This is a genomic window from Streptomyces sp. NPDC127097 (assembly GCF_042724075.1).
Lineage (GTDB): Bacteria > Actinomycetota > Actinomycetes > Streptomycetales > Streptomycetaceae > Streptomyces.
In genome coordinates this window covers 55,556-78,187 of sequence record NZ_JBHXFI010000006.1, presented here as the reverse complement: position 1 = coordinate 78,187, position 22,632 = coordinate 55,556, and the positions used below count along the sequence as shown (strand labels likewise).

Genomic DNA, 22,632 nt, shown 5'->3' with positions numbered 1-22,632 from the left:
TGTCATGCCCGAAATTCTCTTCAATGTGGACCAGAGCAAGTCGATGCGTGACCAGGACGTCCCCGGACACAACAGGTGGCACCCGGACGTCCCGACCGTCGCCATGGTGAAGCCGGGAGCGGAATTCCGCATGGAGTGCCGCGACTGGACCGACTGCCAGGTGGGCAACAACGACACCGCCAACGACGTACGCGACATCGACCTGACCATCCCTCACATGCTCAGCGGCCCCATAGGCGTGGAGGGCGCCGAACCCGGCGACCTGCTCGTCGTCGACATACTCGACCTCGGCCCCGTGCCTCAGCAGGCCGGGGACGCGGCGGGCCAGGGCTGGGGCTACACCGGCATCTTCGCCAAGGCGAACGGCGGTGGCTTCCTGACCGACTACTTCCCGGACGCGTACAAGGCGATATGGGACTTCCACGGGCAGCAGGCGGTCTCCCGCCACCTCCCCGGCATCCGCTTCACCGGGATCACCCACCCCGGTCTGTTCGGAACGGCCCCGTCCACCGAGATGCTCGCCCGCTGGAACACCCGCGAGAAGGCACTGATCGACACCGACCCGAACCGGGTCCCGCCGCTCGCCGTCCCGCCGGACAGCAACAACGCGCTCGCCGGCACGGCCACCGGAGACCTCGCCACGCGCATCGCCGCGGAAGGCGCGCGCACGGTGCCGGCCCGCGAGAACGGAGGAAACCACGACATCAAGAACTTCACCCGCGGTTCACGGGTCTACTACCCCGTGTACGTCAAGGACGCCAAGCTCTCGGGCGGCGATCTCCACTTCAGCCAGGGCGACGGAGAGATCACCTTCTGCGGCGCCATCGAGATGGGCGGCTTCATCGACTTCCACGTCGATCTGATCAAGGGCGGCATGGAGACGTACGGCATCAGCACCAACCCCGTCTTCATCCCGGGCAACGTCGAGCCCAGGTACACGGAGTTCCTCACCTTCATCGGTGTCTCCGTCGACCACGACACGGACACCAACTACTACCTGGACGCGACGCTGGCCTACCGCCGGGCCTGCCTCAACGCCGTCGAGTACTTCAAGAAGTTCGGCTACAGCGGAGAGCAGGCATACCTGCTGCTCGGCTCCTCCCCCATAGAGGGACGTATCAGCGGCATCGTCGACATCCCCAACGCCTGCTGCTCGCTGTACGTGCCCACCGCCATGTTCGACTTCGACGTCCGCCCGACCGCCGCCGGCCCGATGAAGGCCGACCGCGGCCAGTGCGCGATGGCCGCAGCCTGACCTCACATCGGAAGGACCTGCCCTTTCGGCCCCGCGGCCTTGAGCCGGGGGCCGAAGTCCTGGCCGGACGGGCCGGGCGGGTGTACGGGCCGGGCGTACCGGCCGGGATGGGCTGCGACAGGTGTGCGACCCCGCTGTCAGTGGGGATTCCTACACTGATCGGGATGCCCTTCGCACAGGCGGTGCGGGGGCGCGCGCCCGGGGGGAGGGAGCAGCAGATGGTGCTGCGGCAGGACTTACCACCACGGCGTTCCGGTGCGGCCGACCGCTCGCCGGTGCCGGATCCCGGCCCGCCGTCCGCCGCCGCCGCGAGGGCCCTGGCGCCGTCCCGGCTGCTGCCGTGGCTGGGGCGGCTGGGCGTGCCGGCCGCCGCATTCGCCGTGTTCCAGGCGCTGTTGGGGATCCTGCCGCAGAATCTCGCGGGTGAGGCCGCGCGCTACTGCGTGGCGGCGACCGCCGGGGCCGGTGTCGGCGCCGTGGTGTGGCTGGCGGCGGCCCTGCTGCGGGCCCGCGCCGCGGCCGCCTCCGCCGCACCACCGCCCGCCCCCGTGCCGGCGCCCGCCGGGTCGCTGCCCGAGCTGGCGGACGGCACGTACCAGGCGCTGCGGCGCGGCCTCACGGTGATCGAGGTGCCCGGCCGCGGACCGCTCACCGGCTGGCCGCACTCCCTCGCGGAGAGCGAACCGCCGGTGCATCCGACGGCGTTCGGCACCGCGTACGGGCTCCATCTGCTGCTCGACATCGCGCCGTACGACGGCCGAATACGGGCCGGTGAGGTGGCCGAGACGCTGTGGCGGCTGCGGCTTCCCGGTGGCGGGTGGGCCGCGCGGTCCCAGGGCACCGGGGCGCGCCCCGAGGTGTCCGCGATCGTGCTGGGTGCGTTGGCGCGGGCCGGTGCCGATCCACGGCTGCTGGAGGCCGAAATACGCTCCTGCGAGGTGCTGTGGGACCCGGACCACGATGCGTCGGGGCTGGCGAACACCTACGTGGTCACCAATGTGCTGCGCGGGCTGCTGCGGGCGGCGCCCGGGGCCACCGCGCTGGACGGACTGCGGGAGGTGCTGGTCAATGGCGCCACGGCCGATCCGGCGCGCGGCCATCACCGCTGCTGGGGCGCGGCGCTGGCCACCGGCCACGGCAATCCGGCGCCGTCCGCGGTGCACACCGCGCGGGCGGTGGTGACGCTGGACCGGGCCGCCCGGGTCCTGGGCGAGGACGAACGGCAGCGTGCCGTACGCGAGGAGGGGTTGCGCTGGCTGCTGGCCGGCCCCGCGGCGCCAGGGGGCGGCGCGTCCGATCTGCTCAACTGCCAGGAGGAGGTACGGCGGCCGGTCCAGGAGGATCCGCTGCATCAGGAGCTGCTGTCCGTACGGCACTTCGCGGCCGCGTGGGTGGCCCGTGCGCTGATGACGGACGGCGCCCGGCAGGTGGCGGCCGAGGAGGTGGGGCTGCCGGTGTGGGAAGCGCAGCTGACCGCTGCCGTGGCGCGGGTGCACGGTATGCAGCAGGGCGGGGTGTGGCGGTGGGACGACGGGCCCATGGGCCACCCGGTCTGGATGGCGTATCAGGGCCTGTCGGTGCTGCGGCGGTACGCCTTGATGGTCTACCGGCCGTGAGGCGGACCGGGCCGGGTTCCGCGCGGGGGGATCTCCTGGGCCGGTTCGGTTCAGGAGGCGGGTGCGGGGCCAGGAGGCGGGTGCGGGCCAGGAGACACGTTCGTTGCCGGAGGCCGGTGCGGGCCGGGGGGCGGGAGCGAGGCGGACCCGGTGCGGACCAAGGGATCGGTGCGGACCAAGGGATCGGTGCGGGCCAAGGGGGCGGCGCGAAGCAAGGGATCGGTGCGGGCCAGGGGGTCGGTGAAGGGGAGGCGGAGATGCAGATCGAGGAGGCCCGGCGGCTGCTGGTGGAAGGGCTGGGCGTGGGGCCGGAGCCGCCGTCGCCCGAGTCGGCGCGGCAGGTGACCGCCCGGCTGGCGCACCCCGGCACGCTCGGTCCGCTGGTGCGCCGATTATCCGTCGGCGATCTGGAGCTCGCGGAGTGCGTCCGGCTGTCGTACCGCCACGTGCTGGGCTTCGACAAGCTGTTGCTGCTGCCCGGAGCCCCCCGCTTCATGCTGCGGGTCCATTTCTGGCACGGCGCGGCCGGCGCCGTCTCCGAGGACATCCACAATCACCGCTGTGCGATCGCCTCGGCGGTGGTCCGCGGCCGGGTGCGGATGGAGTGCTACGAGCCGGCCGCGGACGGGGTGCCCGCGGTCGCCTACCGGGAGACCATCGACGGCCCCGGCGGGGCCTGGCGACTGCGGCGGGTCGGCGACGCACGGCTGCGGCTGCTGCACACCGAGCAGTACGGCGCCGGGCGGAGCTATGGCCTGGCCGCCCGTACGCTGCACCGGGTGGTGAGCGAGGAGCCGACGGTGACGCTGTTCCTGGAGACCGCACCCCAGCGGTCGGTGACCGATGTCTATGTCAGGAGCCGCGGCCGCGTCGGGGGCAGCGGCTCCGTCAGGACCGGCGGCAGTGAGCCGGGCCGGAGCGGCGGCACAGGCCGGTCCGGCAGCACCGACCGGACCGGCAGCACGGACCAGACCGACCGGACCGGCCCCACCGACCGGCCCAGCAGCCCCGACCGGGCCGGCCGGACCGGCGACGAGATCAGCTCCGGCGGCGCCGGGCGCGCGGATCCGCCGCCCAAGACTCCGCTGCCGCCGGCCGTCTACCTTGCTGAACTCGACGCGCTGGCAGCGTCTTTGGGCTATTGAAAGGGGGCGGGCCAGGGTGCCCGAAGCGGGCCGTCATGGCACGCAGCCCGGCGGCGTCCAGCCGGCCGCCGAGCGCCTGCCGGATCACCGTGAGGTTGTAGGCGTCCACCCCGGCCCCGGCCAGCTCGTCGGGACGGACCCAGCGGTAGACCTGGTCCGGGCTGGGCAGAACGACATCCAGCGTCAGCGGACGGACGACGAAGTTCTCCTGATGGTTGTGGACGCGGCGGCCCTGGTAGTCGCTCAGGAAGCTGGTCGATCCGGTGTGCGCGACGATGGTGCCGAGCAGCCCGGTCTCTTCCTTCAACTCCCGTAGGGCACCGCTCTCGGCGGACTCCCCACGATCGAGCTTCCCGCACGGCACCCCCCAGGCGCCGGGCAGAAAACGCTCGCGGTAACTACGGCGGACGATCAGCACACGGGCGTGGTGCACCACCACCGCCGCGGCCAGATAAGTGTCGGCTGCAATCTGGTTCATCGGACTTCTCGCAATCCGAAGAGACGGGCCTCGGGCCCGTGGCGGACGTCCACCGTACCGGCGATGAATCACCGAAGGACCGGTTCCGGAGCACCCGACATCCGGGGTTCCGGCGGAGCGGCGGCACCGGCCCCTACCCCCGCAACTCCGCAAGACGTTCGAGGTCGTCGGGTGCCGACTCCCGCTCCTGTGCGGTGAGGTGGACCGCGGCGGCCTCGGCGAGGAAGGACGCCGCGGTCGCATCGTCACCGAGGCGCCCGGCGACCTCCGCACGGAGTACGAGAAGGCGGAGCAGCTGCACGGGCGTGGGCCGCTCGTCCGTCATACGCAGCACCCGGTCGATGGTCTTCGCGGCGCCCGCCGGGTCGTCCTTCGAGTCCGCGAGGAGGGCCGCGTGGTGCAGGGCCCGGGAAAAGGTCTCCTCGGGTGCGGGCCGGTGGTGGTGTTCCCGGCTGGTCTGCTGCCCGATGCGCAGGCAGTTGCCGCCCGGATCGGTCATGAGGAACTGCCGTACGCCGTGCGAGGTGTCCTTCAGCGGCCCGATGCGCGGCAGCCCGCGGGCCGGGATCCTGCCGTACGCCGCCTTGAGCCCGGTCCGGAAGTCCTCGTACAGCCCGTCGATGTCATCGGTTCGGATGCAGCAGGTGCTGTAGGACTCCGCGGGGTCGTACCGCTTCATCCCGAAGAAGTGGAGCTGGATGCCGCCGCGCGCCACGACCGCGTACGGATTGGGGCTCTTCTGCTGGAAGGTCACCTCGAACCCGAGGACGGTGTAGAAGTCGAGAACGGGCTGGAGGGTCCGGCACGGCAGCATCGGAATGGTTTTCTCGCTCATGACCGGCAGTCTAGTCAAAGTTGAATAGTGGCGGGTGGGTTTACTGGTGGTGGCGACACCAGGTTCAGCACACACTGTCGGTCATCGCGCCCTGCCCGCAGGCTGGTTGCCATGACGCGACGTACCACCTTGATCACCGGCGCCACCCAGGGCATGGGCCGCGGCCTGGCCCTCGAACTCGCCGCCCACGGGGGCACCGTCCTGCTGCACGGCCGCGACCCTGCCCGGCTCGGGAAGGTGGCGGCCGATGTGCGCGCCGCCGCCCCCGACGCCACCGTCCGTACCTACCTCGCGGATCTGGCCGACCTCGACCAGGTGTATGCGATGGCCGACCGGATCCGGGCGGCGGAACCCCGGCTCGACGGCGTGATCAACAACGCCGTCGCGGGCGGCGGCACCGAGCCGCTCCGGCGCGAGGTGAGCCGGCAGGGCCATGAGCTGCGGTTCGCCGTGAACCACCTCGCCCCGTACGCCCTCACCCGTGCGCTGCTGCCGCTGCTGACCGCGTCGGCGCCGGCCCGCGTGGTCAACGTGGCCTCGATCGGGCAGGAGGCCCTCGACTTCGACAACCTCATGCTGGAGCGGGACTACGAGGGGCTGCGCGCCTACTGCCGGAGCAAGCTCGCGCTGATCATGGCGACCTTCCACCTGGCCGCCGAGCTCGCGGACACCGGCGTCACGGTCAACACGCTGCATCCGGCCCACCTGATGGACACCGACGGAGTGCGCGCCTACGGGCTGACTCCGGTCACCGGCATCGAGGAGGGGGTGCGCCCGACCGTCCGGCTGCTGCTCGATCCGGAACTCGCCACCACCACGGGCCGCTACTTCGACCAGTTCACCGACACCCGGGCACACGCTCAGAGCTATGACCTCGACGCCAGGGAGCGCCTGATGCAGCTGACCCACGCCCTCATCGACCGGCCGGCCGCCGGATAGCCGTCGCGGCGCCCGGAACCACCGCGGCTCACCGGTCCAGATCGGCGGCCTTGAGCGCGCGCCGGGCGAAGACGTCCGCGCGACGGTCCTCCATCTGCCGCAAGGCGTCCTTGCGGTCCCGCTTGGCGAGGCGGTCAAGGTAGGTCTGGCCGTTGAGGTGATCGGTTTCGTGCTGGAGGCACCGGGCGAAGTAGCCCGTCCCCTCGATGGTGAGAGGGCTGCCGTCCTTGTCGAAGCCGCGGACGACAGCGCGGTCGGTGCGGGGAACCGCCATGGTGGCACCGGGCACGGACAGACAGCCCTCGAAGTCGTCAAGGAGCCGGCGACTGCCCGGACCGGGCAGCTCCAGCACCGGGTTGATGAGGTGGCCGACATGACGGATCCCGTCGTCGTCCGGGCAGTCATACACGAACAGCCGCAGATCGACGCCGACTTGATTGGCCGCCAGGCCCGCGCCGTCGGCCACATACATGGTCCGGAACATGTCGTCGATCAACGCCGACAGCTCCGGGGTTCCGAACGCGGTCACCTCCCGGCACCGACGGCTCAGCACCTCCTCCCCCACCACCGTGACCCGGCGCTCCGCCCCCCGTTCCGCCTCCGCCGGCAGCGCCGGATACGAGTCGACGGGACGGCCCTGCACCCGCGCCCGCCGGTCGACGGGACGGGACCGCTCGTGACGAACAGGCATGACTGTCTCCCCTTTTGCGCACGCCACAGATGCCGCGGAGGTCACCGCGGCTGAATACCGGCAGCAAGGACTGCCGAAGGACCGTCGCTTGCCAACTCCTTTGCAAAGTAGCAGACTTTGCAAAGTGACTGAAGATGACCTCAACGCCCCGGACGAGCAGACAGCCGGTACCGACGGCGCCTTGCGCGAGCACGAAGTCCGCACGGCTCTGCTGGAGTTGCTCGCCGAAGTCGGCACCGTCACGGCGACCGAAGCCGCCGCGCGGCTGGGCCACAGCTCCGGTCTCTGCTCGTTTCACCTGCGGCAGCTCGCGCGGCACGGATACGTCGAAGAGGCCCCGCACCGTGGGGGCCGCGCACGCCCCTGGCGGCTGCGGCAGCACACCCCCGCCGCCGACCGGCCCATGGCGGAGCAGTTCGGTGACTTGGCCCGAGGGCTGGAGGACGAGAGCTGGCAGCGATGGCTGACCCAGCGGGAGGAGGCGCCGTCCGCATGGCGCCAGGACGAAGCCTTCAGCGCCGTCGCCTACCTGACACCCGAGGAGATGAGCCGGGTCGCAGACGTGATCCGGCGGGCGCTCGCGCCCTACCAGGACCGCGAACAGCGGCCCCTGGCCCGGCCGGACGGCGCGCTGCCGGTGGCCCTGATCACGCGGCTGTTCCCGCTGCTCCCCCACACGGGAGACGGTGCGGACCAGGATTGAGAGTCGCCGCCCGTCCCGCGGGGGCGAGGCGACCGGCCCGTCCGTACGGTGCCCCGCAGCGGGACGCCGCCACCGGCCAGCGCCGGGGCGGCGGGCAGCCGACGAATGAGTGCGGCGGCCACCCCGACCAATGAACTGGCCGCCGCGCCTCCGACCTTACCCGTGGGTCACTTACGGGGTCATCACCTGATCGGCGACCGGGGTGAGGTATGCGTCACGCCGTACCAGCGCCGCATAACGCCCGTCGGCGGCGAGCAGCTCGTCATGGGTGCCGCGCTCGGCGATCCGGCCGGCGTCCAGCACGACGATCTGGTCGGCGTCGCGGACCGTGGACAGGCGGTGCGCGATGGTGAGGGTGGTGCGGCCCGCGGACAGCTCGTCGATGGCCTGCTGCACGGCGTGTTCGGTGCGGGTGTCCAGAGCACTGGTCGCCTCGTCCAGGACGAGGACCGGCGGGTCGCGCAGGATGGTGCGGGCGATCGCGAGACGCTGTTTCTCGCCACCGGAGAAGCGGTAGCCGCGCTCGCCGACGAGGGTGTCATAGCCGTCGGGAAGGGCGGCGATGTGGTCGTGGATCTGGGCGGCCCGGGCGGCGCGTTCGATCTCCTCGTCGGTGGCGTCCGGTTTGGCGAAGCGGAGGTTGTCGGCGACCGAGGCGTGGAAGAGGTAGGTCTCCTGGGAGACCACGCCGACCGAGCGCGCGAGGGTGTCGAAGTCGAGGTCGCGGACGTCCGCGCCGTCGAGGGTGACCCGGCCCCCGGTCACGTCGTAGAGCCGCGGCACGAGATAGCTCAGGGTGCTCTTGCCGCTGCCGGTGGGGCCGACGATGGCGAGGCTGCCGCCGGCGGGGACGGTCAGTTCGATGCCGTCGAGGGTGGCGGCGGCCTCGGGGTCGTAGCGGAACGTCACGTTCTCGAAGCGGACTTCGCCCCGGGGGGCCGGGATACGGACCGGCTCGGCAGGCTCGGTGATGGCGACCGGCAGATCGAGGTACTCGAAGATGCGCTGGAAGAGCGCGAGTGAGGTCTGTATTTGGACGCCGGTCGAGAGCAGGGAGACGGTGGGACGCAGCAGGCCCTGCTGGAGCGAGACGAAGGCGACCAAGGTACCGAGGGAGAAGACCGGGCCGCCGAACTGGAGGACCAGGCCGGCCGCCCAGTAGATCAGCGCGGGCATGGCGGCCATGACGATCCCGATGGTGGCCATCCGCCAGCGGCCGGCCATGTTGGCGCGGACCTCCAGGTCGACCAGGCGCTCGGATTCACCGGCGAAGGTCCGGGTGAGGGAGTCGGCGCGGCCCATCGTGCGGCCGAGCAGGATGCCGCTGACCGAGAGGGACTCGGTGACCATCGCGGACATGGCGGCCATCTGCTTCTGCCGCTGGGTGGTGATCTTCTTGCGTTCGTTGCCGACCCGGCGGCTGATCCAGACGAAGAGCGGAAGCAGCAGCAGCGAGACGACGGTCAGCCGCCAGTCCAGCGCGAGCATGGCGCAGACGGTGGCGAGGACGGAGGTCAGGTTGGAGACCAGGGAGGTGGCGGTGGAGGTGACCGTCGCCTGCATCCCGCCGATGTCATTGGCGATCCGGGACTGGACCTCGCCGGTCCGGGTGCGGGTGAAGAAGGCCAGCGGCATCCGCTGGAGCTTGGCGTAGACCGCGGTGCGCAGATCGTGCATCACCCGCTGGCCGACGGTGGTGGACAGCAGGGTCTGGAGCACACCGAACACGCTGGTGGTGACGGCGGTGACGATCATGCCGAGGGCGAGCAGGGTGAGCAGTCCGGTGCGCCGGCCGGGGATCGCCACGTCCAGGATCTCGCGGAGGAGGAACGGGGAGGCGACCGAGACCAGCGAGGAGGCGCCGACGAGCAGGCCGACGAGGGCGAGCCGGGCGCGGTAGGGGCGGAAGAGCGCGAGGATCCGCCGCACCGGGACCGGCTTCTCCGGGTCCTTGGGCGGTGGGGTCCACTGGGGTTCGTCGCTGCGCATGGGCTCCTTCGAGGGGGTGCGGAAGACAGGTGGGTGCGCACAGGCGCACCAGCATCGCGGAGCTTAGCCCATTGTTACCTAAGCTCACAATGAACAAGATCCTGCTTTCCGCTATCCTCGCGGTATGCCCTCCCCCGAGCCGACGGTCAGCACCACCAACCTCGCCGAGCAGCTGGTACGGCTGACCCGCCGGATGCACCGCGCCCAGAAGCACCATCTGGAGCACCTGGACCTCTCCTTCACCCCCGCACAGTCCCGGCTGCTGCGGATCGTCGGCCACTACGGCGACACCCCGCCACGGATGGCCGACCTCGCCGAGCGGCTGGAGGTCGTCCCACGCGCGGTGACCACGCTGGTGGACGCGCTGGAGGACCGTGGCGCGGTGCGCCGGGTACCCGATCCGGCCAACCGGCGGGTGATCCGGATCGAGCTGACCGACACCGGCCGTTCCACTCTGCGGGCGTTGCGCAGTGCGCGGCGGGCCGCGGCGGAGGAGATCCTGGCACCGCTCACCGCCGAGCAGCGCGAGGTGCTCGGCGGACTGCTGTCCACCCTGGTCGACGGGCCGGGGGCCGCGCATTGAGCCAGGGCCGGTCCGGTGGGCCGGTGGTGCACGCCCGTTCATCGGGGCCGGCCCTGACACCCAGTCAACCGGAGGAGTGCCGCCATGCCCCTGCTGGAGCCGGACCCCCAGACCCTGCGGCCCACCGCCCCCGGCGGCCCGGCCCCTGACCGGGTGGCCGGCCCGCGGGCGGCCGGCACCCCCGAGCCGCTGCGCGGTGACCTGATCGCGCTGCTCGGTCCGGACAAGGTGCTGCATTCCCTCTCCGACCTGGTCCGCTATGCCTCCGACGCCAGCCCGTACCGCTTCGTACCGCAGGTCGTGGTGGTGGCCGAGGACCTCGACGACATCTCCGCGGTCTTCTCCTACGCGCACGGCAAGGGCCGCAAGGTCGTCTTCCGGGCCGCCGGGACCTCGCTCAACGGGCAGGCGCAGGGCGAGGACATCCTCGTCGACGTACGCCGGCACTGGACCGGCATCGAGGTGCTCGACGGCGGGGCCCGCGCCCGCATCCGGCCGGGCACCACCGTGCTGCGCGCCAACACCACCCTGGCCCGGTACGGCCGGCTGCTCGGGCCCGATCCGGCCAGCGCGGTCGCCTGCACGCTGGGCGGCGTGGTCGCCAACAACGCCTCCGGGATGACGGCCGGCACCACCCGTAACTCCTACCGGACGCTGGCCTCGGCCACCCTCGTGCTGCCCTCGGGCACGATCGTCGACACCGCGGAACCGGACGCCGATACGGAGCTGGCGCATGCCGAACCGGCGCTGTGCGCGGGCCTGCTGGCGCTGAAGGCGGAGATCGAGGCGGATCCGGAACTGGTGGCCAGGATCCGCGCCAAGTACGAGATCAAGAACACCAACGGCTACCGCCTGGACGCCTTCCTCGACGGCACGACCCCCGTGGAGATCCTGCGCGGCCTGATCGTCGGCTCCGAGGGCACCCTCGGTTTCCTGGCCGAGACCGTCTTCGACACCCTGCCGCTGGACCGGTACACCTCCAGTGCGCTGCTGTTCTTCCCGACGCTCGGTGCCGCGGCCGCGGCCGTACCGCGGTTCAACGCGGCGGGCGCACGGGCCGTGGAGCTGATGGACGGCAACACGCTGCGCGCCTCGGTGCGGGTGGCCGGGGTGCCCGCCGACTGGGCGGCGCTGCCCAAGGAGACCACCGCACTGCTGGTGGAGTTCCGGGCGCCCGACGAAGCGGGCCAGGAGGCGTACGAGCGGGCCGCGGCGCGGGTGCTGACGGAACTGGAGCTGGTCGCGCCGGTCCCGTCCGTCACCAATGCCTTCACCCGGGACGCGGCGGCGATCGGCGGCTACTGGAAGGCCCGCAAGGCGTTCGTGACGGCGGTGGGCGGCTCCCGGCCGCCCGGGACGACACTGATCACCGAGGACTTCGCGGTGCCGCCGGCCCGGCTCGCCGAGGCCGGTACGGCCCTGCTGGAACTCCAGTCCCGGCACGGCTTCGACGCGGCCGTGGCGGGCCACGCCGCACACGGCAATCTGCACTTCCTGCTCGCCTTCGACGCAGCGGAGCCGGCCGACGTGGCGCGCTACGCCGCGTTCATGGACGAGTTCTGCCGGCTGACCGTCGAGCGCTTTGACGGCTCCCTGAAGGCCGAGCACGCCACCGGCCGGAACATCGCGCCGTTCCTGGCGCTCGAATGGGGCCCGCGGGCAACGGAGTTGATGTGGCGGATCAAGGAGACCGTGGACCCGCACGGCATCCTGGCACCCCGTGTCCTGCTCGACCGTGACCCGCGGGCGCATCTGCGCGGGCTGAAGACCCTCCCCCGGGTCGAGGCCCGCGCCGACCCGTGCATCGAATGCGGCTTCTGCGAACCGGCCTGCCCCAGCGGGGACCTGACCACCACACCCCGCCAGCGGATCGTGCTGCGCCGCGAGATGCTGCGCCAGCCGGCCGGCTCCCCCGTCACCACCGCGCTGCTGGACGCCTACGGCTATGACGCGGTGGACACCTGCGCCGGCGACTCGGTCTGCCAACTGGCCTGCCCGGTGGGGATCGACACCGGCGCGCTGATGAAGGACTTCCGGCACCTGCGGCACACTGCGCGCGAGGAGCGGATCGCCGCGCTGTCCGCCCGGCGGTTCAAGGCCGTCGAGCGGGCGGCGCGGCTGGCGGTGGCCGCCGCCGACCGGATCGGCGACCGGCTGCTGCGGCCGGTGACCGGCGCCGCCCGTAAGGCCGTACCCCCCGGCCTGGTGCCCGAGTGGCTGCCGCACATGCCCGGCGCGGCGCCCCGTACGCGGCCCGCGAGCCGGCGGGTGGGCGCGGCCGCGGTCTACTACCCGGCCTGTGTGAACCGGATCTTCGGGCCGCCCGCCGGGTTCCCCGGGCTGTCGCTGCCCGAGGCGGTGGTGGCGGTGTCGCGGCGGGCGGGCCGGCCGGTGTGGATCCCGCCGGACGTGGCCGGGACCTGCTGCGCCACGATCTGGCACTCCAAGGGGTACCGGCGCGGCACCGAGGTGATGGCCAACCGCATCGTCGAGGCGGCCTGGGGGTGGACCGCGGGCGGGCGGCTGCCCGTGGTGGTGGACGCCTCCTCGTGCACGCTGGGCCTCGCCCATGAGGTCGTGCCGTATCTGACGCCCGGTAACCGCGCGCTGCACGAGGAGCTGACCGTCGTCGACTCGGTCGTCTGGGCCGCCGAGGAGCTGCTGCCCCGTCTGGAGACGGTGCGCGAAGTCAGCTCGGCGGTGCTCCATCCGACCTGCGCCATGCAGCACTTGGGCGACGCTTCGCAGCTGCGCCGGGTGGCCGAGGCGTGTGCGCGGGAGGTCGTGGTGCCGGACGACGTGGGCTGCTGTGCGTTCGCCGGGGACCGCGGGATGCTGCACCGGGAGCTGACCGAGTCGGCCACCGCGAAGGAGGCGGCCGAGGTGACCGCCCGGCACTTCGATGCGCATCTGTCGGCGAACCGGATGTGCGAGGTCGGGATGGACCATGCGACGGCGGGGCGGGGCTACTACTCGGTCCTTCAGGCGCTGGAGCTGGCGACCCGGCCCGCTTGAGCGCGTGGCCGGGCGGCGGGCGGCCCGCATCCGCCGGGAGCGGCAGGTCCGCCCGGCGGATGCGGGAGTGCGGGTCAGCGCGTGCGGTGCAGCGCCACCGCTCCCTTGGCGGGGACCGTGAGCCGGGCCTTGCCGTCGTCCCCCACGGTGACGGTGTGGCCGTCGCACGCGGACGGCGCGGCCGCCACGACGTTGCAGTAGGTGCCGGCGGGCAGCGAGGTGGCGAAGGTCTGCTTCAGCTCCCCGTCACCGTTGTTGAGGGCGACGAACCCCTTGCCGCCCCGGCCGAAGGCGATCGCGCTGCCGCCGTTGTCCCACCAGTCGGTCAGCTCCGCCGAGCCCACCGCGTTGCGGAAACCGACCATCCCGGTGATCGCCTGCTTGGCGTGCTGACCGGTCCAGCCGTCGCGGCCGCTGGGCGGTCCGGCGTCCTTGTCGGACCACTCGTAGCCGGAGTAGACGTTCGGCGACCCGTAGGGCGAGGCGAGCATGAAGACATTGGCGAGCGTGTAGGCCGCGCCGTCCTTGTAGGTGAGCGTCGAGCCGTTGCGCTCGGTGTCCCAGTTGTCGACGAAGGTACGGGCGCGATCGCTGCCGAGCTTGCCGTCCGCGATGGACTTGAGCTGGGCGAGGTTGCCGCCCTGGAAGGCGCTCTTGAGGTGGTGGCCGTAACGGAACTCGTCGACATCGCCGTTGCCGGTGTACTCCTCGGGCTGCACCGCCTCACCGGCGCCGTGGATGACCTCCTGCACCCAGTAACCGGGGTCGTGCATCTTGCCCTTGATGGCGGCGAGGTCGGCGGCCGAGATGTGCTTGGCGGCGTCCACCCGGAAGCCGTCCACGCCCAGTGACCGCAGGTCGTCGAGGTACTTGGCGAGGGTGGTGCGGACGTGGTCACGGCCGGTGTCGAGGTCGGCGAGGCCCACCAGTTCGCAGGTCTGGACGTCATCGCGGTCGCCGTAGTCGGAGATGCTCTTGCGGCAGCCGTGGAAGTCCTGGTCCTGGTAGGTGCCGGGGTAGTCGTACTTGGTGTACTTGGTGCCGCCGGTGCCCGTACCGGAGCCGGCCGCCATGTGGTTTAGGACGGCGTCGGCGATGACCTTGACGCCCGCGCCGTGGCAGGCGCGGACCATCGAGGCGAACGCGGCCCGGTCGCCCAGCCGGCCGGCAATCTTGTAGCTGACGGGCTGATAGGAGGTCCACCACTGGTCGCCCTGGATGTGCTCGGAGGCGGGTGAGACCTCGACATAGCCGTAGCCGGCCGGGCCGAGCTGGTCGGTGCATGCCTTGGCGACGTCCGCGTACTTCCACTCGAACAGCGTGGCGGTGACGGTCTTTTCGCCGGGCGGGGCGGCCTGGGAGGCCCACGGCGCGAAGGTGGCGAGGCCGGCCGCGGCCAGCACGCCGGCCAGCGCCCCGCCCACCAGACGGGAACGTTGCTGCATCTTGCGGCTCCTTGGTCATGGGGCGCGGCAGCGCGCACCGCGCCCACGAGAGCAGCCACGCGCCGGCCGCCATGGGGGGATGTCCGTACCGGAGCCTGCCGTTTGCCTTGTGGACACGTCAAGGCTTTCTGCAAGGCTTTTCAGCGCCTTGCGAAAGGTGTTGACGGCGGCGCGTCCGGCCTGGCCGTGATGGATCCGCTCTTGCGGCAAAGAGTCCAAGTGTGCCGTAACAAGAGTCCAATCGGCCCTCTTGTGCCTCAGGCCAACGGCCGACAGGGTCCTGACCGAGGTTCACGTATGCCCCGGCACCCCACCGCTCCTGGAGGACCGATGAACGAGGCACCATCGCAGAACCACGACCCCAACGAGGCCGGTCCGAGCCGCCGTTCGGTCCTGTGGACCGCCGGTGCGGCGGGCGCCGGACTGGGGCTCGGCGGCCTCTCGGCCGGACCGGCCGCGGCGGCCGCACCCGGCGCGGCGGCCCCCGCGACGGCCGCCGCCGCGGCCCCCCGCGCCACCGGCAGGACGATGATCGGAGTGCCCTTCGAGCGGCGCGGCACCGTACGCGTCGGCATCATCGGCCTCGGCAACCGGGGCGGCAGCATGATCGACCTGTTCCTCGCGGTGCCGGGCGTCCGCGTCGTCGCCCTGTGCGACCCGGTGAAGGAGAAGACCGCCAAGGCCGCCAAGAAGGTCACCGACGCGGGGCAGCCGGCGCCTGCCGTCTACACCAAGGGCGACCATGACTTCGAGAACCTCTGCAAGCGCGGCGACATCGACTTCGTCTACGCGGCCACGCCCTGGGACTGGCATTTCGACATGGCGAAGACCGCGATGCTCAACGGCAAACACGTAGGCGTGGAATGCCCCCTGGCGCTGCGGCTGGACCAGCTGTGGGAGCTGGTCGACCTCTCCGAGCGCACCCGCAGACACTGTATGCAGCTGGAGAACTGCTGCTACGGCAAGAACGAGATGCGGGTGCTGCGGATGGCCCATGCGGGCCTGTTCGGCGATCTGCTGCACGGGGCCGGTGCGTACAACCACGATCTGCGCGGCCTGATGTTCGACCCCAAGTACTACGAGGGGCCCTGGCGCCGGCTGTGGCACACCCGGCTGCGCGGCGATCTCTACCCCAACCACGGGTTCGGTCCGGTCGCCAACTACATGGACATCAACCGCGGCGACCGCGCCGTACGGATCTCCAGCTTCGGCACCCCCGCCCTCGGTCTCGCCGCCTACCGCAAGGAGCACATGCCGGCGAACGACCCCAGCTGGAAGGAGTCGTACATCGAGAGCGACCGGACGATCAGCCTCGTCCAGACCGCCAAGGGGCGGGTGATCCGGCTGGAGCACGATGTCTCCACCCCGCACCCCTACAGCCGGATCAACAGCCTCGGCGGCACCAAGGGCGTCTTCGAGGACTATCCGGAGCGGATCTACATCGAGCCGGACCAGAGCAACGACGAGTGGGGCGACTTCAGCAAGTACGCGGAGTGGGACCACTGGCTGTGGAAGGAGCACGCCAACCCGCCCGGCGGGCACGGCGGCATGGACTACATGCTGGTCTTCCGGCTGATGCAGTGCATGCGGCTGGGCCTCGTACCGGACTTCGACGTCTATGACGCGGCGACCTGGACCGCGCCGGTGCCGCTGAGCGATCTGTCGATCAAGGCGAAGGGCGCGCCGCAGGAGATTCCCGACTTCACCCGCGGGCTGTGGAAGAAGGCACGGCCGGGGATGGATTCGAAGAAGCCGGAGGAGTAGGAGGGAGCGCTCCGGGGCCCGGCGGGCGGTGGTGGCACGCTGCCGGCCGGGCCCGGTGCCTCAGGTGTCGCGGGGCGGGGCGGAGGCGGTGCCCGGTTCGGCCACCGACTCCTTCGGCGGGTCCGGCACCGGTTCGGCCCGCTGGGGCAGCCGGCCCTGCTCCGCCCGTCCGTCGGCCGGGGAGGCGGCCGGATGTTCGCCGTTCAGGACCTTCTTCGCCGTCACCCGGTCCAGCGCGCCCTCCCAGCGGGAGACCGCGAAGACCGCGACACAGTTGCCGAGCAGATTGGTCGCCACCCGCATCGAGTCCATGATCCGGTCCACGCCGAGCAGCAGGGCGACCGCGGCGGCCGGGATGACGCCCAGCGCGGAGGCCGTCGCGGACAGCGCGAGGAACGCCGAACCCGGGACGCCCGCCATGCCCTTGCTGGTCAGCATCAGTACCAGCACCACCGTGACCTGCTGACCGAGCGTCAGATCGACCCCGATGGCCTGCGCGATGAAGAGCGTGCCGATGGAGAGGTAGATCGAGGCACCGTCGAGGTTGAAGGAGTAGCCGGTCGGCAGCACCAGACCCACCGCGTCGTCCCGGCAGCCCGCGGCCCGCAGCTTCTGCATCATCCGCGGCATCACGGTCTCGCTGGAGCCGGTGCCGAGCGCCAGCAGCAGCTCCTCACGGGTGTATCGGACGAACTTCCACAGGCTCAGCCCGGTGACGGCCTTGAGGGCCCCCGCGAGCAGGACCAGGAAGGCCAGCGCGACGCCGTAACAGACCGCGATCAGCTTGCCGTACGTTGACATCGCGCCCAGGCCGTACTCCCCGACCAGGTGGGCGGTGGCACCGAGGACCGCGAGCGGGGCGAGCCTCATGATGAAGCCGACGACGGTGAACACGACGTCCTGGGCCTGCTCGATCAGCGGCAGGATCTGCGGCACCTTCTTCTGCCCGAGGTGCAGCAGCGCGGCGCCCACCAGGCAGGCCAGCACCAGGACCTGGAGCAGCGCGTTCTCGGCGAACGCGCCGACCGCGCTGTGCGGCAGCGACTCCAGGACGAACTGGGCGGCGGAGGGCAGCTGTCCGCCGCCCGTCTTGGCGTCCACGGCACCCTCGTCCAGGGTCGCGGGGTCGATATGCATTCCGGCGCCGGGGGTGAAGACATTGGCGGCCAGCAGGCCGACGACGAGCGCGATGCTGGTCGCCACCTCGAACCAGATCAGGGCCTTGACCCCGATCCGGCCGAAGGCCCTGAGGTCGCCCGCCTTGGTGATGCCGGCGACGACCACACAGAAGACCAGGGGCGCGATCATCGCCTTGATCAGGCGGACGAAGCCGTCACCGAGCGGCTGGAGCGACGAACCCGCCGCCGGCCACAGGCGTCCGACGAGGACGCCGAGCGCCAGGGCGAGGAGGACCTGGGTGAACAGGCTGGTGCGCAAGTGACGGCCGGCGCGGCGGGCGAGAGTTCCGGTGGTGTGCGGCACGGGCACTCCTCCATGGACGGATTCTGGGATGCGGAAGTGGACTTCCGCGGTCCGTCACTATGGCCGCTTGTTGTTCGCCACGAAAGAGGGCGGGACAACTTCCCCGGAAATCTTGGAGCTTGATCCAAGGCGGATCGCGCGCCCCACCACCTCAGGCCGCGAGATGCGGCTTGTCCCCCATGACGACGACGGGGTGCCGCGCCGGATCGAGGGCGCGCAGCAAGGCCCGCATCCCGGCCTTCGGGACGCTGACACAGGCGGAGGTGCCGCTGCCGTGGTCCAGATGCAGCCAGACCCCACCGCCCTTGGACTGCCCCTGCGGCCGGGTCGGGTCCAGCGGGGAGGTCCCCTTGACGCGGTTGTAGTTGATCGCGACGACGTAGTCGAAGTCGTGACGGGTGCTCTTGGCCCAGTACGACGGCGGGGTGAAGGCCGAGGAGTGGGTGTAGGGCAGCTTGGCGCCGGGGTCCGGGAGCACACCGCCCGCATCGGTCAGCGGGAACACCCCCACGGGGCTGCGCTTGTCCCCCTCGTGATGATTCACCGTCCAGCCGCGCCGGCCGTTGTGCGCGTCCCAACTCCCCTTGCGGTCCCAGCCGTTGGCGCCCTTGTCGTAGAGGACGACGGTGGCGTCGGCGGAGTTCACGCCCGCGCCGTAGACCGCCACCACCTGCCGGGAAGCGGCCGGGATCCGTGACCGCAGGGCCGTGCCGACCTCGGGGATGTGCTTGAGGTGTGTGGTGGACGACCCGCCGCGGGCCGGGCCACGGGGGCGCTCCCCCTTCGCCGCACCGTCATCCTTGCCGTCGCCGCCCGCACCGCCGCCGCAGCCCGCCAGAAGAACCAGCCCCGCCGCGGCCACCGCCGCCGTCCGCATCGCACTGCCCGCTGTCCGCATGGCCCCCATGCTCGCACCCCGCGGACCACCGGCCACCGCACGACTGTCCGAATCACCTGGCCACAGCGGAAAAACCGTTTGAAATCCGCCCAGTCCGCGGGCCAATCTTCCAGGACCTCCACCGACGACGAGCATGCGCGGAGGGGCATTTCGCCTGCCGGGACGGCCTGCTGCCGCCCCCTCACCACGACTCCGGCTGGAACACCATGCACCTTCGTGACCTTCCGCACCCCGACCCGGGCGTCCCGGACGTCCGTACGGGCGGCGCCTTCCTCCGGTGGCTCTGCCGACAGCAGCTCGGCGGCCAGCTCAAGGCCCTGGCCTGGGGGCTGGTGAACATCGGCGCCATCGCCGCCTCCCCGCTGCCGGTGGGCCTCGCCGTGCAGGCCGTGGTGGACCGCGACGGCGAGCGGCTCCTCCTGGCCGGCGGCCTGATCCTGGCCCTGGGCGCGCTGGTCGCGGCCGGCGACACCATGCTCCACCGCGCGGCGGTCACCAACTGGATCACCGCCGTGGCCCGGATGCAGCAACTGCTCGCCCGCAAAACCACGGAACTGGGCTCGGTCATGACCCGCCGGGTGGCGGCCGGCGAGATCGTCACCGTCAGCACCGGCGACCTGGAGAAGATCGGCTGGTTCGTCGAGGCCCTCTCCCGGTTCGCCGCGGCGGCCCTGACCACCCTCGGCGTCTCCGTCGCCCTGGCCTTCTACCAGCCGGAACTGGGCATCCTGGTGGCCGTCGCGGTACCCGTCCTCGCGCTGGCCGTCCTGCCGCTGCTGCCGCCCGCCACCCGGCGCGCCGACGCCCAGCGCGAGAAGGCCGGCCAGGCCACCGAGCTGGCCTCCGACACCGTCGCCGGGCTGCGCGTGCTGCGCGGCATCGGCGGCGAGGAACTCTTCCTCGGCCGCTACCGCAGCGCCTCCCAAGAGGTACGCAAGGCCGCCGTCCGCAGCGCCCGGATGTGGGCCCTGATCTCGGCCGTCCAAGTACTGCTGCCGGGCCTGCTGCTCATCGCGGTGGTCTGGTACGGCGCCCGGCTCGCCCTCGACGGCACCATCGCCGTCGGCGATCTCGTCACCCTCTACAGCGCGGTCACCTTCCTGCTCTTCCCGCTGCGGCGGTTCGAAGAGATCGCCCAGGCATACTCCTTCGCCAAACCCTCCGCGAAGCGCACGGCCCGCGTCCTGGCCCAGCACCGGCCCGCCGGCGGACCGGGCACGGCCCAGGGGACGACGCCCACCGGCGCACTGCACGACCCGGTCACCGGTCTGACCGCCCCGGCCGGCCGGCTGACCGCGGTGGTCTGCGGCGACCCCGACGCCGCGGGCCGGCTCGCCGAACGCCTCGGCGGACACCCGCCGCAGGCCGACGAGGACGGCGAGGACGGAGCCGGTCTGTCCGTCGTCCTCGGCGGCACCCCGCTGGACGACCTGCCACGGGACACCGCCCGCAGGACCGTACTCGTCCAGGACAAGGACCCGATGCTGCTCTCCGGCACCCTCGGCGAACTGCTCGACGTCCCGGCCTCCGGGCGGGTGGGCGCGACGGACGCACTGGCCGCGGCCCAGTGCGGCGATGTGCTGACCGCGCTGGCACAGTCCTCGGTCGACGACTCGGGCGACCCGATGCACACCTACATCACCGAGCGCGGGCGGTCGTTGTCCGGCGGGCAGCGACAGCGGCTGGCACTGGCCCGGTCGCTGGTCACCGACCCGGAGGTGCTGGTGCTCGACGAGCCGACCAGCGCCGTCGACGCCCACACCGAGGCCCGGATCGCCGACGGTCTGCGGGCGCTCAGGACCGGCCGGACGACGGTCGTCCTCACCTCCAGCCCGCTCCTCCTGGACCGGGCCGACCAGGTGGTGTTCCTCCAGGAGGGCAAGGCGGTCGCCACGGCCGGCCACCGCGAACTGCTGCTCAGCCACCCCGCCTACCGCGCCGTCGTCACCCGCGAGACGGACCCCGAGCCGGCGCTGTCGACCGGCCAGATCGAGGAGACCGCATGATCGGCCTGGCGCCCCCGGAACACGATCCGGACGCCCCGCAGACCCTCACGACCCTCCCCGTCGGCTCACCGGCCACCGTCCGCGGCTACGTCCGCGGCCTGATCCGCCGTCACCGCGGGGCGTTCACGGTGCTGATCGCCGCCAACGCGGCCGCGGTGATCGCCTCCATGGCCGGCCCGTATCTGCTCGGCGGCATCGTCGAAGCGCTGTCCGCGGGCGCCCGCGACCTCCCACTGGGGCGCACGATCGCGGTGTTCGCCGTCGCGCTGGCCGCCCAGACGGTGTTCGTCCGGATGGTCCGGCTGCGCGGGGCGATGCTCGGCGAGCGGATGCTGGCGGATCTGCGGGAGGACTTCCTCGTACGCTCGGTGGCGCTGCCGCCGGGCGTACTGGAGCGGGCCGGCACCGGCGATCTGCTGTCGCGGATCACCACGGACATCGACCGGCTCTCCAGCGCGATGCGCGAGGCCGTACCTCAGCTGGCCATCGGTGTGGTGTGGGTGGCGCTGCTGATCGGCGGACTGACCGTGACCGCGCCGCCGCTGGCCCTGGCCGTGCTGGTCGCGCTGCCGCTGCTGACCGTCGGCTGCCGCTGGTACTACAAGCGGGCGCCGGGCGCCTATCGTTCGGAGGCCGCCGGATACGCCGCGGTGTCCGCCGTGCTCACCGAGTCCGTGGACGCCGGGCGCACGGTCGAGGCCCACCGGCTGGGGGCCCGCCGGATCGCGCTGTCGGAGCGCCGCATCCGGGAATGGATCCAGTGGGAGCGCTACACGCTCTTTCTGCGCTCGGTGCTCTTCCCCGTCATCGATATGGCGCATGTGCTGCTCCTGGCCTCGGTGTTGCTGCTCGGCGGCGCCTTCGTCCTGGAGGGCTGGATCAGCCCCGGGCAGCTGACGACGGGGGCGCTGCTGGCGCAGATGATGATCGACCCGGTCGGCATCATCGTGCGCTGGTACGACGAGCTTCAGGAGGCCCAGGTGTCCATCGCGCGGCTCGTCGGCGTCCGGGAGATCGCCCCGGAGGCCACCGATGCGGACCGGCACCCGGACGGCCGGGACGTCCGCGCCGACCGGGTGAGCTTCGGCTACCGCGCGGACGTCGATGTGCTGCGCGAGGTCTCGCTGCGGGTGCGCCCGGGGAGCCGGCTGGCGCTGGTCGGACCGTCCGGCGCCGGCAAATCGACGCTCGGCCGGCTGCTGGCCGGTATCTACGGGCCCCGCGTCGGCAGCGTCACCCTGGGCGGCGCGGAGCTCTCCAGGATGCCGGCCGAGCGGCTCCGCGAGCAGGTGGCGCTGGTCAACCAGGAACACCATGTCTTCGTCGGCTCGCTCCGCGACAACCTCCTGCTGGCGCGCACCGGAGCGGCCGATGCCGAACTGTGGGCCGCGCTCGGCGCGGTGGACGCCGACGACTGGGTGCGGGCCCTGGACAAGGGGCTGGACACCGAGGTCGGCTCGGGCGGACACGCCCTGACCCCCGCGCAGGCCCAACAGATCGCGCTGGCCCGGCTGGTACTGGCCGATCCACACACCCTCGTGCTGGACGAGGCGACCTCCCTGCTCGACCCGAGGGCGGCCCGCCACCTGGAGCGCTCACTGGGAAGAGTGCTGGACGGCCGCACCGTAGTGGCCATTGCGCACCGGCTGCACACCGCACATGACGCCGATGTGATCGCGGTCGTCGAGGACGGCCGGATCAGCGAACTGGGCAGCCACGACGAACTGGTCGCGGCCGACGGTGCCTACGCGGCACTCTGGCGGTCCTGGCACGGCTGATGTGGGAGGC

17 protein-coding genes are annotated in these 22,632 nt (G+C 71.9%); 10 read left to right on the top strand and 7 right to left on the bottom strand.

The window, feature by feature from the left end; genetic code table 11:
• Positions 1 to 4 precede the first annotated feature (4 nt).
• The 3 genes from fmdA to ACFWJW_RS07690 all read left to right on the top strand — a co-directional run bounded on the left by fmdA (position 5) and on the right by ACFWJW_RS07690 (position 4,016).
• A complete protein-coding gene (gene fmdA, locus ACFWJW_RS07700) occupies positions 5 to 1,255 on the top strand; it encodes a formamidase (RefSeq protein ID WP_387236434.1) in 1,251 nt (416 codons plus the stop codon).
• Positions 1,256 to 1,419: 164 nt separating this feature from the next.
• A complete protein-coding gene (locus ACFWJW_RS07695; RefSeq protein WP_387236431.1) occupies positions 1,420 to 2,871 on the top strand; it encodes a hypothetical protein in 1,452 nt (483 codons plus the stop codon).
• A gap of 257 nt (positions 2,872 to 3,128) precedes the next feature.
• Positions 3,129 to 4,016 carry a hypothetical protein gene (locus ACFWJW_RS07690; protein ID WP_387236428.1) on the top strand — a complete coding sequence of 296 codons (888 nt, stop codon included), beginning with the start codon at positions 3,129 to 3,131 and terminating at the stop codon, positions 4,014 to 4,016.
• On the opposite strand, the gene ACFWJW_RS07685 is transcribed toward ACFWJW_RS07690, so the two are convergent.
• Both ACFWJW_RS07685 and ACFWJW_RS07680 read right to left on the bottom strand, forming a co-directional pair.
• Positions 3,910 to 4,494 carry an NUDIX hydrolase gene (locus ACFWJW_RS07685; RefSeq protein ID WP_387236425.1) on the bottom strand — a complete coding sequence of 195 codons (585 nt, stop codon included), beginning with the start codon at positions 4,492 to 4,494 and terminating at the stop codon, positions 3,910 to 3,912. The genes ACFWJW_RS07690 and ACFWJW_RS07685 overlap by 107 nt on opposite strands.
• Positions 4,495 to 4,627: 133 nt before the next feature.
• Positions 4,628 to 5,329, bottom strand: a complete 702-nt coding sequence (locus ACFWJW_RS07680; protein WP_387236423.1) for a bleomycin resistance protein — start codon at positions 5,327 to 5,329, stop codon at positions 4,628 to 4,630.
• A gap of 111 nt (positions 5,330 to 5,440) precedes the next feature.
• Between ACFWJW_RS07680 and ACFWJW_RS07675 the strand changes: the two genes are divergently transcribed.
• Positions 5,441 to 6,268, top strand: a complete 828-nt coding sequence (locus ACFWJW_RS07675) for an SDR family NAD(P)-dependent oxidoreductase (protein WP_387236420.1) — start codon at positions 5,441 to 5,443, stop codon at positions 6,266 to 6,268.
• Between the two features lie 28 nt (positions 6,269 to 6,296).
• Here ACFWJW_RS07675 and def read toward each other — a convergent pair whose 3' ends face one another.
• Entirely contained in the window at positions 6,297 to 6,959 is a 663-nt protein-coding gene (def, locus tag ACFWJW_RS07670) for a peptide deformylase (RefSeq protein WP_387236417.1), read from the bottom strand.
• Between the two features lie 124 nt (positions 6,960 to 7,083).
• Here def and ACFWJW_RS07665 point away from each other — a divergent pair, with 124 nt between their 5' ends.
• Positions 7,084 to 7,662 (top strand): winged helix-turn-helix transcriptional regulator, encoded by a 579-nt coding sequence (locus ACFWJW_RS07665; protein WP_387236414.1) that lies wholly within the window; start codon positions 7,084 to 7,086, stop codon positions 7,660 to 7,662.
• 171 nt (positions 7,663 to 7,833) lie between these two features.
• Here ACFWJW_RS07665 and ACFWJW_RS07660 read toward each other — a convergent pair whose 3' ends face one another.
• Positions 7,834 to 9,651, bottom strand: a complete 1,818-nt coding sequence (locus ACFWJW_RS07660) for an ABC transporter ATP-binding protein (RefSeq protein WP_387236411.1) — start codon at positions 9,649 to 9,651, stop codon at positions 7,834 to 7,836.
• Positions 9,652 to 9,775: 124 nt separating this feature from the next.
• Between ACFWJW_RS07660 and ACFWJW_RS07655 the strand changes: the two genes are divergently transcribed.
• Positions 9,776 to 10,234, top strand: coding sequence for a MarR family winged helix-turn-helix transcriptional regulator (locus tag ACFWJW_RS07655; RefSeq protein ID WP_387236408.1), 459 nt, complete (start codon positions 9,776 to 9,778; stop codon positions 10,232 to 10,234).
• A gap of 84 nt (positions 10,235 to 10,318) precedes the next feature.
• Positions 10,319 to 13,249 (top strand): FAD-binding and (Fe-S)-binding domain-containing protein, encoded by a 2,931-nt coding sequence (locus ACFWJW_RS07650; protein ID WP_387236405.1) that lies wholly within the window; start codon positions 10,319 to 10,321, stop codon positions 13,247 to 13,249.
• A gap of 74 nt (positions 13,250 to 13,323) precedes the next feature.
• Here ACFWJW_RS07650 and ACFWJW_RS07645 read toward each other — a convergent pair whose 3' ends face one another.
• Complete coding sequence (locus ACFWJW_RS07645; protein WP_387236402.1) at positions 13,324 to 14,694, bottom strand: alpha-amylase family protein; 1,371 nt, start codon at positions 14,692 to 14,694, stop codon at positions 13,324 to 13,326.
• Positions 14,695 to 15,024: 330 nt separating this feature from the next.
• Between ACFWJW_RS07645 and ACFWJW_RS07640 the strand changes: the two genes are divergently transcribed.
• Positions 15,025 to 16,458 carry a Gfo/Idh/MocA family protein gene (locus ACFWJW_RS07640; protein ID WP_387236399.1) on the top strand — a complete coding sequence of 478 codons (1,434 nt, stop codon included), beginning with the start codon at positions 15,025 to 15,027 and terminating at the stop codon, positions 16,456 to 16,458.
• A 60-nt stretch (positions 16,459 to 16,518) separates the two neighbouring features.
• Here the strand turns inward: ACFWJW_RS07640 and ACFWJW_RS07635 are convergent, their stop codons facing one another.
• Positions 16,519 to 17,940 carry a cation:dicarboxylate symporter family transporter gene (locus ACFWJW_RS07635; RefSeq protein WP_387236396.1) on the bottom strand — a complete coding sequence of 474 codons (1,422 nt, stop codon included), beginning with the start codon at positions 17,938 to 17,940 and terminating at the stop codon, positions 16,519 to 16,521.
• A gap of 151 nt (positions 17,941 to 18,091) precedes the next feature.
• Positions 18,092 to 18,838 (bottom strand): hypothetical protein, encoded by a 747-nt coding sequence (locus tag ACFWJW_RS07630; protein WP_387236393.1) that lies wholly within the window; start codon positions 18,836 to 18,838, stop codon positions 18,092 to 18,094.
• A 206-nt stretch (positions 18,839 to 19,044) separates the two neighbouring features.
• Here ACFWJW_RS07630 and ACFWJW_RS07625 point away from each other — a divergent pair, with 206 nt between their 5' ends.
• Positions 19,045 to 20,844, top strand: a complete 1,800-nt coding sequence (locus ACFWJW_RS07625) for an ABC transporter transmembrane domain-containing protein (protein WP_387236391.1) — start codon at positions 19,045 to 19,047, stop codon at positions 20,842 to 20,844.
• Entirely contained in the window at positions 20,841 to 22,622 is a 1,782-nt protein-coding gene (locus ACFWJW_RS07620) for an ABC transporter ATP-binding protein (protein ID WP_387236388.1), read from the top strand. Before ACFWJW_RS07625 ends, ACFWJW_RS07620 begins: the two co-directional genes overlap by 4 nt.
• The last annotated feature ends 10 nt before the right edge of the window (positions 22,623 to 22,632 follow it).